This is a genomic window from Acidobacteriota bacterium (genome assembly GCA_003225175.1).
GTDB lineage: Bacteria > Acidobacteriota > Terriglobia > Terriglobales > Acidobacteriaceae > Gp1-AA112.
In genome coordinates this window covers 1-12,025 of the sequence record QIBA01000010.1, presented here as the reverse complement: position 1 = coordinate 12,025, position 12,025 = coordinate 1, and the positions used below count along the sequence as shown (strand labels likewise).

Sequence of the window (12,025 nt, the reverse complement as noted above, 5' to 3'; positions counted from 1 at the left end):
AAGCAGCGGCAGGGCGTCAAGGTACTTGTGGTTCTGGTAATACCGCGTGCCGAGGACGACGGGAGCGAAGGCCTGCCGCTGTTTGTTGCGCTTCAAAATGGAATCGAGTTTGCCATTGAAGTTATCTTTGACCACAAATACCGCAGGCGGAGCGATGGAACGCGTCGGTACCAGTACGAATCCAAATTCCCCCTCCCCGGTACTTTGATTTTCGATTGCGCCCCACACTTCCATCACAACGCGAAGATTGTCCAAAGAATTGATCTGTGCGTCGTTATACTCCGATTTTTCCCTGGGCTTTCTCCCCAAGCATCGTTTTGCTGAGGCCTGATCCTGTAACGTGACATTTAGATCGCGAAGAAACGTGTCGCGCAGCAAGTTGGCGCGTTTTAGCAACACCTTCGGAACCTCCACACCCGGGGGAACATTTACATCGTCCACATAAGCACAGCACATGTTCGTAACTTGCTTCACCTAGTTCCTCCAGCCGGGATGCTGTTCCACCAGTGCGGTTTCGGCGCCGATCCGAGTAACGACTTGGTTGCGGCCGCCTGTTTCGCTATGCGGTCGTACTCGCTCTGATCGGGCACCGGCGTAGGCCCCACCCACTTCTGCAGGACGCTAGGGGCAGACAGTTCCTTCACATATGCGGAGACGTCGGCGTAACTCGACCCGCAGCCGGCTTCGCCAAGCAATATCAGGGCTCTAAGGTGCGTGGTCCAGGTATAGAGGCCGGTATGATTAGTGATGATTCGGTTCATCGCCGCGCAGACTTCTTGCGGTTCGGTTCGGCTCACCATTCGGAGCCCCTGTTCCGCGCTCTTTTGTGCATTCTCGCGTGCATTCTCGCCTCCCACTTCCAGCACATTGACGAAAAAGGGAATCGAGTAACGTCCGAAGGCGGCAAGCTGTACGGCATCGGTGGTAGCGTCGTCTGGGGTGATTTTGGGATTCTGCAGTGCGTTCTGCAACTGAGTCATGGCCTGCACGTTTTGTAGTTGCAGCTGGCGCTCTTTAAACGCATTGTCGACACTGTCTTTGATCGCATAGGTGGCCCACAGCATGACCAGACTGGGAATCAGACTCTTGACGATATCGGGCCAGAACCCAGAGCGCTTCTTCTCCGGCGGTGATGGCCCATCGGTTTTCTTGCCCGCGGAGGCAAGCTCATCGAGCTTGCGTTCCATATTGGACAAGCGGCTTTCCAGTCCACCGGTGGCCGATTCGCCGCCAGCGGGCTGAGGGTGAGCACTATGCTGCATAGACTGCTCGGATGGGAATTTGAATTACGCATATTACGTCCGAACGGCAGCTTTTTCCAGAGGCAATTATGACTTGCTGTACCAGAACGGTCTCCGTGCCAAAGGTTGAGCTCCCGGTCGGAATTCCGGAATTGTAAAGAGAGACGCTGTTTGGAAACAGCTCAATACTGAGCACCAGCGGTTGTTTCCAACACGGATCGAAACCAGTGACTCGGTCTCCGAAGTCGAGATTCCGTCTGTCATTGAGGCAGAGAGCCAGATGCCGGCTCAGCCGCTCACAGATGCTGCGCACAATTCTCAACCCGTCCTTCTATTTGGCCAGAGACCAGGTGCGCGGCGAGTACACGGCGCAGGCCAAGTGCCACCGCGCCGGAACAAGGTCTATTGTTCAACTGGAATTAGTAGGGCTGTGAAAACCGCTTAATTGAAGAAAATGCTCGTGGTCGAGCCGTCTGCGGCATCAATGTTGCGTGATACGGCGGATTAGTGCTTTAGCGTCATACTCAGGCGCGTTCAGGACAGTCGTAACCTTCGGAAACTCGAAGTGTTACCAGATTGTTCCCACGCAAAAGCAGCAAGTGTCGAAATGATGTTCCGTTCCCTATAGCGCGAAGCTGCAAATCCTGTACATTCTCGCCAGTGAGGTACAAGCAGAGTTGGACTCGATTCTCTACCTGCAGCTTCTTGTAGATGTTCTGAATATGATTTTTGACGGTTTGCCGGCAGATGACGAGCATGCGGGCGATCTGCTGATTGGAAAATCCAGCAGCAACAAGAATTGCCAGCTCCAGCTCGCGCGCAGTTAACTTTCCCATGATAGCCAGCAGGATATCCCGATCTTTGAAAGTCTAACTATTTTGCCTCTGCGTGTTCCAAATTCAGAACAAGGGGTCAATCCGAACTGCAACAGGCCTCTGCCTGGACTGCGGGATCTGCTGACGAGACCGTCTGCGGCAGTTAGGAGTCGGAAACGGATAGGCAGGACTGGACAGCGCCGCTTTTGCGACAGAGAATGTTCCGAATTCAGGACAACAGTCGCGCAACAAGATCGGAGAATCGGCAGTTGCCCATCCTATCTAGTAGTATGTTCTGCGCCTAGTACCGTAGTACTAGAAGGCCGAGACTTGAAGAGCGGAGATCTTATGAATACGAGTGGAGTGCTGGAATTGATAGATGCGGAAATCGAGCGACTCACCCAGGCGCGAAAGATCCTCTCAGGCAGTGATGGACTTGGACCGCGCCGCGAAACCTCCAACATCCGATCCTTCGGTTCGCGTAAGAGGCGCCATATGAGCGCCGAGGCTCGTCGCCGAATCTCAGAAGCCCAAAAGAAGCGCTGGTCAGCTGTCAAGAGAGCCGCAAAGAAGGCAGCTTAATCGCCCAAAATTTTAGGTTCACGAAGCAGCACTGTCGGAAAGGTGTTTCTGGTGAACCTCCTGAAGCTGCTCGACGGCGTACTTGAAGTGCACGAACTTAAGCGTTGGTGGATGACATGTCGATGACCGGCGGGCAACACTTAAAACGGCTTCGCGAGCAGCTTGGCCTAAGCATGCGCGATGTCGAAGAGGCGAGCTTTGCCCTCGCGAGAAGGTTTGAAAATCCGGAATTGCACGTTCCGATCAGCCGAATTTCCGACATTGAGAGCAAAGGGGTTCTTCCCAATATATTCCGACTTTTTTCGCTTTCCACTATCTACGGAAGGGATTATCGGGATCTGTGCGGGTTCTATGGGATCGACTGGGATGCGATACCCTCGGCTCTTCAATGCGCGCAGATTCCGAAGACCCATCTGTTTAGCGCCCTGCGCAATGCGCTCAACCTCAAAGTTCCAGTGGTGGTTGATCCGGCATTCGATGTTCGCCGAACCACCAACGTCGTGCGCATGATCCAGAAATGGGGAACGGTACCGGCGTCATTTCTGTCACAGCTCGCCACTACTGGCCATACTTATGCGTTCGTCGGTACGGAAGACTTCACGATGTACCCCATCATTATGCCCGGAACATTCCTGCAGGTCGACGAGACGCGGGCAGAGATCATAAACGAAGGCTGGAGATCGGAATACGAACGCCCAATTTACTTCATCGAAACCCGAGAGGAATTCATCTGCGCCTGGTGCAAGTTAAGCAATGGGCAGCTGATGACACAACCGCATCCCCTCTCTCCCGCCACCCCGCGTGTATTTCGTCACCCCCAGGAAGCGGAAGTCATTGGTCGAATCGTGGGAATCGCCATGCGCCTGGGAGACTGGGAGCCCGACAAAATGGGCGTCAAAAAGACCCCGGCACGCTTGAATTGATGTAAGTCTCTCCACGCTATCCACTATTTCCGTTCCCTCGAGCAGAGGAGTACTTACTCAGAAGATCGGTAATCAGCAGTACCGATCGCAGATGCTCAGGAGAACCTCCGCGCAGATCGCAGGGTGTAAGCCGCGGTCTCTCTTTATACAGTTGCTCGGCCAATCGGGCACCTGAACAGTCTGTATCTTCCGCCGACAATTCGAGTTGTTCGAACAGCTCCGAGAGCGGAGTGCGCAGAACCTGTAGATAGAGTTCGGAATGGACGTCGGCGAGCATTGTGTTGGTCGCGTCCTCGCCGTGACTCCGAACCAGCCCCCAGTGACTGTACCTTCCGTCCGACGATCTTAGTTCCCTGATGTAGTTCAATTTGCTCCAGACTCCCTGCAGAACGCTCATCGTTCGCTTCATGAAATCTTCGAACGGAGACAAGCGCCTGTTGAAATTCAGGTTTTCGGAACGCGTAACGCTTTTGTCCTTCTCGTAATTACTGCCCATTTCTAACCGATCCTTCGACGCAAATCCACACAAGGAGTTGCGTCGTGAAAAGACTATTCCAGCTTGCAGCTACTATTCTCCTCCTGGCGGCTACACTGTCAACCAGTTCATTTGGTGAGGGAGGAAATCCTATGCCGACCTGTCCGCCCGGTGTATGTGCGGCCGATTAGCAGATAAGTAGGGCGGAGGTTTGTTGAAAGCGAAAGTCGGTGTATGGTTGTGGACCGCAGTCCGCAACCATGCACCTGACGATACTACAACTAGCGCTCTGGTTATCTCCAACGATCGTAGAGAGCGTCATCGTCATGGCAATGCTTTATCGGAAGCTTTGGCGCAGTCTGCCAATCTTCCTTTCTTATCTGGTCTTCACGATAAGTCGTACGTGCTTCCTATTTCTGGAACGGAGCAACACTGTTGAATACTTCTATGCTTATTGGGTGACGGAGGCGCTCGGTTCCTTCATCGTCCTCTGCGTTATTAAGGAGATGTTCGATAATGCCTTTCACAAACACTTAGGATTGCGGCAACTGGGGAACGTTCTCTTCGGGTGGTCAATTGCTGTTCTGGTGGTCGTCGCCGTCGTCATCGCCTGGACGTCACCGGGAGGCGATACGACAAGACTGATGGCGGGCATTCTCACTGTGAAGCGGACGGTTACGTTTGTTGAAGCCGGATTACTTGGTTTTCTGTTTCTGTTCGCGGTTACGATGGGACTAGGATGGCAACACTACGCAACCGGAGTGTGCCTCGGATTTGGTATCTATGGAGCAGTAGAGCTTACAGCCATCACCGCCAGAGCGATCTATGGGGAGCCTGCCACAGGAATCTTCAACTGGGTAATCATGACCGTGAACAATTGTTGTGTATTTACTTGGGCGGCTTACTTTCTCATGCCGGTGCACGAACCTAACCAGCAACTTTCGATCAATGCGGAAACCCGCCTGGAGGAGTGGAACGAGGCCCTACTCCAGCTGATGAAGAGGTGAGTGCCATGATGCTCGGCTTTGCTGTTGGCTTGTTGCTGGTGATTCTTGCGGTTCTGTTGGCAAGCTATAGGCGCCCTACGCCGAAGCGAGGGGGAAAGCCTTTTCTGCACATGGTCGATGCCTCCGCCTTTAGGAATCTTCTCAGCAAGGAAGACGATGCTTTCTTGAAGAGTTCACTTCCTGGACGATATTACTGGATCGCCAAAAGAGCGAGAACCAGCGCAATTCAGCAATACCTGCTATGGATCGCAAACGGATGTGCGAGCGTGCAGTCGCTCGTTCGAACTGATGTCAAGGAATCTTCAGAGACTCACACGCGGGCGCGCGCATTATCTACGCTCGCACTCAGGTTGCGGCTGGCTTCGCTTGGACTTTGGAGCACCTTGTGGCTGCAGCGACTTTTTCCCGAGTTCGATTTGATGCCCAACTCGCTCATGGCTGGCTACGACAAGCTGGCGGATGGCGTGAGCACTTACTTGGTTGTCCGCTCTGGTCACCGCAGAACGAATATTGGAAGCGCACTGTAGAAACGTTCTGGGACCGACATAATGACGGGATCTACCTCAATCCGATGCCGTAACTGAGTACGGCGCAGAGGAACGGAGATCGGCATTAGCTCAAACGTACTAACGACACGTTTCGTGAACGACCAAAGCTTCTGAGAGAGTTCTTGATTGCGGTCTCAGTAATGGTGAGGGATTGCAGCCATTCCGGACTTACATACAATGGTTCTGAGTACCGAACTACTTGGCAGACCGAAGGCTTTTCACAGCCTCCGGAAGGCTTCGTTCATCGCCAGTCGGCACGCGGATGTCGGCAAGATTCAGAGGTCCCAAATTCGTGTCTTCTACTGAAACTCTGGCCGCATGCAGGCGCAGACTCTTGCTCTCCACTGCAATTCTTTCTCAATCCTGCGGCAGTGAAGCTCCCATTATGAGCACCTGGAGTGGATTTGAAGATGGCGTTCATACAACTCTCCAATGAGGATGCCGCCACCACCATGTTTCCGATACTCTCCAATGCACGCATGCGGCGGTTGACATCGTAGAAGACGGCGAAGGATAAGCGCGCGCCAAAAATACCAGAACGTTAACCATTTCGTTCAACGTTGCGTCCGTCATCCTGCAGTCCTTCTACTGCTGAAATCGCCGTGTGCAGCAGTCTCGATCTGGGACTTGATGAAGTCACGCTCGGGACGCGAGGAGACCTCAAAGACGACCTTTAGTGAGTGGCACCAGCTACTTGACTCCGCCCTTGTCTGGGGGAACGGTGATCGCGATCTGACCAACAGGATAAGAACAGATCCAGGTGTGCGAGCATGCGATTCATACTCTTCAAGGAGAGGGCTGGGAGTCTCGCATTAAGATACCGAGCGCTGACAGAACGGAGGGACTTCTCGCCTCCCCTCATCCATTTATTGGACTATTTGCGGTTCAAAATTTCTCTCCCAATCTCTTGCCAAACTCATCACCGCGCCTGAAAGCTGGATCATCGCCATCAGCAGGAGGCGAGCGCGAGAGTTAAAAATGTCATTGTGATCCGCTGTGACTTCCCTCGGAACTTGAAAGAGCCAAGCCAGGTGAGGCTTGGCGGCATTCCTGATCGGCGAGAGCCGGTAACGATCATGCGGGACCTGCCGGTCAGCCAGACCCTCGCGCTCGCGCGTCGGCAAATCGATATCTATATTCGGCATGGCTATATCATTGGGCGCAGGACGTCGCAGGCAGTGCCAATTTTGACCCTTGTCCACGGCTCCGGCGGGTTCGCATTGAACCCCCTTGTCTTCGCGCGTGAATCTGTGTGTCAAGAGCGACTTGTCGTGGCCGTCGGTTCTCCGCCCAAAATGCAGTCCCTGGGCAGTCCGCCAGATCCACCCGGTTGCCGCATCCGCCGTGGAGGTTACGGAAATGAATAGCGGAGGAGCGTACCTGATCTGCGTGGAGATAAACGTCTTTTCGAGCTTCCGTTCCTGGAGCGCTGCGCTGATGTCCTTGGCGATCTGCGAATCTGCTGCTGAATTCACGGCGATTAAGACGTCCGGGAACGAAATCCGTTGCCCGTTCTTCCTAATCTGCACTGTGTCGCGATTGCCAGGCGCTCTCACGAGTGGATCATCCTCCGCGCGAAGCAAGGAAAGAAATGCTGACTCCAGCATCAAAGCACCCATGGAGTGGCCGATCAAGATGAGGGGTGATTCGGGGGTCTGCTGTCCGTCCAGCGGATCTTTTGTGCTGGCGACGATCTGTCGAACCGCCGCTCGAAGGTCATTGCCGGCTCCGATCTTTTTTGCGACGTCATATCGGCCCCAAAAGGTCGTGTGATTGAGCAATGTATTTACCCGCCACGAATTCGCGGGATCGCCATTCCAGCCGAGGTAGATGCCTACTACGCGGCGCCCGCCGCGGATTTCGATTTCACCACCTTCTTCCGGCCTCAGATAGCGTTCGGCCTCGCGCAGAGCAAGCCCTGCCAAAACATTTCTGAACTCTCTGAAATGCGCATCTCCGGAGTCCATGCCGACATCCCAAGCCGCGTTGTGATGCCAGCCGTGAATGAAGACGACGACCACTGCGCCGTTGGGATTTGCTGTGCGCGATTGCCGAATCGCCTGCGTGGCAGCCTGAAGTTCGCCTGGATCGTCAAAAAAACCGCTGTCGCGGAAGGTGATTCGAGCCAAATCGAACGAAGCATCATTGGGATCTCGCTTGCGTTGTCCTATATGAATTTGTGCGCCGGAGTTATCGAGATCGACCGTGAAGACAGACGCCTGAAGACATGATGCAGGTTTGATGGCAATTACAGGCATAGTACCTCCTGTGTAGCCCGAGCTGGCGTGGACTCTGTGTACAGGCCGGGCCTCTGCGCGTGGTGCTGTGCTTTTTGGGCTAAGCTCTTCGGAGAGGTGGCAGAATTTTGTGCTTCCGCTGAAAGGAAGTCAACCGGAAAGAGGTGACCGAGCGGTAAGCGGCTCGACTTCGGTCGAGCCACTTTTATTTCGGCTAAGACGTTTGTAGGCAGTTCCCATCGGACGCCCCGACTTACAGTCGAGGGAAGCGACTGTCTTATACATCGGAGACCCGGTCTTCGGACTTAGCATGGAAGCAACACAGGTAGGCCCTCCCTACGCTTGTGCAACAGATCCGACGCAGTTATGTAGGAACTGGCAAATCACCATTCCTCCAAAGCATCCGCAAATCGACACCTACGTATATTTACCAGGTAAGTCTTATTTGCAGTCGCTATCACTTTGTAGTGCTGGCGACCAACAGGGCTTGAGCGATTACTACGATCAAGTACTCGCGCACGAGGTGCAGCACGTAGACATCCACAATGGTGGAGGCGTTAGCGGCGGATTTCATTTCTAGCCGATCAAATTGGCTCATTTCTCGATGAGGGCGAAGAACCCACGCTCTCATCGAACCGCTCTTACTTCGTCCCACCCGGCTTCGCGGGATCACTCGCCATCGATGGTTAATCCTCATGGCACAAAGCGACCAGCAGTCCACGTGGAAGTCAACTTGGCAAAAGCTGGTGAATAGAGCTAACAAGTACTAGCTGCCACTCAGCAACTACGTGATCAGACTGGGCGCCAGATTGTTGAGCGTTGAAATGAATGCTCGCGAAAAAGTACGGTGGTATCTACCGGAACGAAGTCGACATTATTCAGTTGGCCGACTGCCTGAATGTGTATCTGATCCAGTTTGTAGCCCAAGCACACGTTTAACCGCTTCCAGCAGTCCGTCAGGATCGATTCTCTGTGGAGTAGTCGGCTTCTGGCAGCGGTTCTTGGCCCCGTCTGCGCAGGGATAATACACGGCTGCCACAGCCTGACTTCGCCAGTTTAATCAGCGTAGCTTTGTCCTTTGGCGGAAGTGAATGCCCAAGGATAATGAGGTCAAATCCTCCCTCCACGCACTGCGCTTGTGCTTCGAAACAACCAGCTGCCAGCGCCAAAGTGGCAAATATCGTAATGATCAATGCATAAAAACGTGGTCTTGATACCGAGTGCTAAACAATTTCGTCCATGGTCGTGACAGCCTCAGCTGGCTGTTTGCTGTTAAGCTCCATCACCTTATGCCGAAGTGACGGAACTATGCCTTCCAAGGTAGTTTTGTGGGTATTGCAAGGCTCATAAAAGACCACGGGTCTTGCAGATATGGAACGTAGATTTCAAAGCGCTCCGGTTCATTTAACGCCGTGTACTTAACATCTCCCACCACCCCTTCTTTTCCGGCGGTGCAGGCGCATCGGTTTTCTTGCCCGCGGAGGCAAGCTCATCAAGCTTGCGTTCCATATTGGACAACCGGGTTTCCAGTCCTTCGGTGGCCGATTCGCCACCAGCGGGCTGAAGGTGAGCACCATGTTGCATAGAATGCTCGGATGGGAATTTGATGGACGCATATTATGTCCGAACGGCAGCTTTTTCCAGAGGCAATTATGAAGCGCTGTGCCAGAACGGTCTTCCGTGCCGACAGGCTCAGCCGCCGGTCGAAATTCCGTAATTTGTAAAAGGGGAAGTGTTTTCGAAATTCGTTTCAATCGATAGTGCTTGACTTCGATCTACGCCAATTTGTACACCTTTGCCTCCCAGGAGAATATCGGTTCTCGTCCGACTTGCTGAGGCAGAACCTTCCGCTTCTGCGTTACTTCGCGCCACTCCCGGCCGGGCGGAGTCTGCGGCCAGTTGGAGACGACATATTCCGCATTCGGATCCGATAAACCGTTCGGCGTCTGGTAGTCGGAGAAGTTGGCCACGACCACCAGCGGATCCTGCGTGTTGCTGCCGCGCTTCCAGGCCAGTACGCGCTTTGCGTCGTTGAAGTCCACATGAATAAAATCCGTGTCGATCACGCCCAGCGCGGGATGAGTCGTTCGTAACTTCACCAGCTCCGATACGTACCGAAAGATCGCATCACGCCAGGCATCTTGGCGACGGGAAAAGTCGACGGGGTCAACCTGCTTTCCTCCGGCCTCGCTTACGTTGCCGTTGGAATCGAATAGATCGTTCTGGTCTGCGAATTCTTCGCCGGCGAGGAACATCGGAATCCCATTGGCGGTGAGCAGGCAAACAAAGGCCAGCTGAATTCGCTTCTGCAAAGCCTCATCCTTAAATCCGGCCTTGCTCAACATGGTAAAGAGACGCTCTTTGTGAAGACCCTCCACGTCGTGAGAGGTTACGTAATTCACCGCCTGTTCCAATGCGGCAAAGCCCAGGCCTCGGCAGTCGATCGCATTGCGCACAGTGAACTCGAAGTTTTCGCCGCCAACATTCTCCGCGAGGATCGCGGCCCGGATGCGCTCGCGAAAGCCGTCGTTCCACAAAGCATCAAGCCGTCCCTGAGTGAGGATGGCGAGGGGACGCGACAGCTCTTCGCCAATCACCAGGAAACGTTCATCTGCCCCAGAAGGGGCCAGGCCCGCGTTTTGCCAGCGTTCCTTCCAGAGAGAGCGCGCAAGATCCTTGAATGCTCCAATGAAATCCCAGTTGGCGACGTTCTCGACGCTGTCCATTCGGACACCGTCCACGCGAAAATCGCGCATCCAGCGCGCGATGTAAGCAAGCATGAGTGCGCGCGCCGGAGCGAGGTCGGTGCGCTGTCCCGAAATCGGATCGTAAGACGGTTTGCTGAGCGGGCGCGTGTACCGGAACAGTATGCTGCCGAAGCCGTTACGCAGCTCCTGCTGTCCACCGCCGCGGCGGGATGTGAGCGCATCGGGATCAGCCGGGCTTGCCTTGGGATCGGCGATGTAGAAATCATCGAAGTCGATCCACTGGTAGGCCTCGTTACGGCCAAACGCCATTACGACGTCGATGAAAAAGCGGATTTTGTGACGGTGGCAGGATTCGACTAATGCTGCCAGGTCCGCGTTCGCGGTTGACGAGATCTGGCCGTCGGGGAAGCCCAATTCCCAATCCGGCGCGAGGAAATGAGAGGTGTCGTATCCCCAGGTACGTTTGAAGAAGCTGTCTGCCGGAGGGAGGAGTTCGAGGGCATTCACACCCAGTTCGGTCAGGTACGAGCGTCCGCGGTCGAGTACGTCCAATCCTTCGAAATTCGCGCCGCTCGCGTTCTCGTCTACCAGGGCCAGAGTGTCCTGAAAGCTGCCGACCGCGCGCTCGCCCGCTCCCGAACCCTGCGTCCGGCTCCAGGCGGTGGGCAGTTCGTAGATCACCAGCTGGTTGTTGGTGGGCAGAGTGTCGGGAGGAGGGTCGTCGGGAAAATCTGCGGATTCCCCACCGGCGTCCACCGCCAGAAGCTTTCCCTGCTTCAGCTTGATTACAGCGGCGGGTTGGCGATCGGTGTCGTCGTTGAAGCCGGCAGGAAGCGACGGTGAAAGCAGGCGCCAGTCGACCGCGGTGGCAAACGGATCGGTGCACAGAATTGTAGATCCTGCAGGATCCGCGGGATTCGTGTTTTCAATTTGGAACCAGTAGTGATAGATGCCGTCCGCGAGTCCGCTGTCGGATGCGGCCAGAGCCCACAGGCCAGGAGATGTCGGTCCTGCGCCGACGAGTGGGATGTCCTTTCGATTCGCGAGGGTGTTGGGATTACCTGCGGCGAACTCACCGATGATCAGAAGCGGGGCTTTGAGCGAAGATGCGGACCGCCAGAGTAAGAAGCTGCTTTGTCTGCGCAGGAGAACATCGGGAAGCGGCATGGCGCACCTCGAGAAGTTCCAACACGGTACTTGAGAGAGCGACCAGATTCAATGCGACTTGTGACTTCAAGTCCTCGGTTGGCCATAATTCTTCGTCGGATTTCCGACCACGGAACGGGCATTTCGTTCGCTGAAGGCTGCTGGCAGGATTATTTCAGCAGCATACCGGTCCCACATCTGAATTCCGCTTGTTCCGAAACTGTAACAAAGCGAAAAATTGCGACCAAACATTTACCCGCTGTGGTTCATTGGTACAGGACTCCTGCCGTTTTTGAGGAAGAACAGGCGATGCTGCCGAATGCGGACCATAGCGAGGATCCTC

The 12,025-nt window shown here is 54.5% G+C and carries 13 protein-coding genes; 5 read left to right on the top strand and 8 right to left on the bottom strand.

Going from position 1 to position 12,025, the window contains the following annotated elements; all coding sequences use genetic code 11:
• The 4 genes from DMG62_00355 to DMG62_00340 form a co-directional block, all read right to left on the bottom strand.
• Nucleotides 1-474: hypothetical protein (locus DMG62_00355; GenBank protein PYY25001.1), on the bottom strand; the 474-nt coding region annotated here is incomplete at its 3' end.
• Complete coding sequence (locus DMG62_00350) at nt 471-1,262, bottom strand: hypothetical protein (GenBank protein ID PYY25000.1); 792 nt, start codon at nt 1,260-1,262, stop codon at nt 471-473. The genes DMG62_00350 and DMG62_00355, both read right to left, overlap by 4 nt.
• Nucleotides 1,252-1,554 carry a hypothetical protein gene (locus DMG62_00345; protein PYY24999.1) on the bottom strand — a complete coding sequence of 101 codons (303 nt, stop codon included), beginning with the start codon at nt 1,552-1,554 and terminating at the stop codon, nt 1,252-1,254. The genes DMG62_00350 and DMG62_00345 overlap by 11 nt, the downstream gene beginning before the upstream one ends.
• A 211-nt stretch (nt 1,555-1,765) precedes the next feature.
• Nucleotides 1,766-2,077 carry a hypothetical protein gene (locus DMG62_00340; GenBank protein PYY24998.1) on the bottom strand — a complete coding sequence of 104 codons (312 nt, stop codon included), beginning with the start codon at nt 2,075-2,077 and terminating at the stop codon, nt 1,766-1,768.
• Between the two features lie 327 nt (nt 2,078-2,404).
• On the opposite strand from DMG62_00340, the gene DMG62_00335 reads away from it, so the two are divergent.
• Together DMG62_00335 and DMG62_00330 are read left to right on the top strand one after the other, a co-directional pair.
• Nucleotides 2,405-2,638 (top strand): hypothetical protein, encoded by a 234-nt coding sequence (locus DMG62_00335; protein PYY24997.1) that lies wholly within the window; start codon nt 2,405-2,407, stop codon nt 2,636-2,638.
• A gap of 116 nt (nt 2,639-2,754) precedes the next feature.
• Nucleotides 2,755-3,561: a hypothetical protein gene (locus DMG62_00330; GenBank protein ID PYY24996.1), complete on the top strand. Its 807-nt coding sequence runs from the start codon at nt 2,755-2,757 to the stop codon at nt 3,559-3,561.
• Nucleotides 3,562-3,577: 16 nt separating this feature from the next.
• Here DMG62_00330 and DMG62_00325 read toward each other — a convergent pair whose 3' ends face one another.
• Complete coding sequence (locus tag DMG62_00325; protein PYY24995.1) at nt 3,578-4,057, bottom strand: hypothetical protein; 480 nt, start codon at nt 4,055-4,057, stop codon at nt 3,578-3,580.
• Nucleotides 4,058-4,296: 239 nt separating this feature from the next.
• Here DMG62_00325 and DMG62_00320 point away from each other — a divergent pair, with 239 nt between their 5' ends.
• Together DMG62_00320 and DMG62_00315 are read left to right on the top strand one after the other, a co-directional pair.
• Complete coding sequence (locus DMG62_00320) at nt 4,297-5,043, top strand: hypothetical protein (GenBank protein ID PYY24994.1); 747 nt, start codon at nt 4,297-4,299, stop codon at nt 5,041-5,043.
• Nucleotides 5,040-5,570, top strand: coding sequence for a hypothetical protein (locus tag DMG62_00315; protein ID PYY24993.1), 531 nt, complete (start codon nt 5,040-5,042; stop codon nt 5,568-5,570). Before DMG62_00320 ends, DMG62_00315 begins: the two co-directional genes overlap by 4 nt.
• An 887-nt stretch (nt 5,571-6,457) precedes the next feature.
• On the opposite strand, the gene DMG62_00310 is transcribed toward DMG62_00315, so the two are convergent.
• The 3 genes from DMG62_00310 to DMG62_00300 form a co-directional block, all read right to left on the bottom strand.
• Complete coding sequence (locus DMG62_00310) at nt 6,458-7,849, bottom strand: hypothetical protein (protein ID PYY24992.1); 1,392 nt, start codon at nt 7,847-7,849, stop codon at nt 6,458-6,460.
• Between the two features lie 1,383 nt (nt 7,850-9,232).
• A complete protein-coding gene (locus DMG62_00305; protein PYY24991.1) occupies nt 9,233-9,412 on the bottom strand; it encodes a hypothetical protein in 180 nt (59 codons plus the stop codon).
• 191 nt (nt 9,413-9,603) lie between these two features.
• A complete protein-coding gene (locus DMG62_00300) occupies nt 9,604-11,703 on the bottom strand; it encodes an alpha amylase (GenBank protein ID PYY24990.1) in 2,100 nt (699 codons plus the stop codon).
• Nucleotides 11,704-11,754: 51 nt separating this feature from the next.
• On the opposite strand from DMG62_00300, the gene DMG62_00295 reads away from it, so the two are divergent.
• On the top strand, nt 11,755-12,025 hold a 271-nt coding region (locus DMG62_00295), incomplete at its 3' end, for a hypothetical protein (protein PYY24989.1).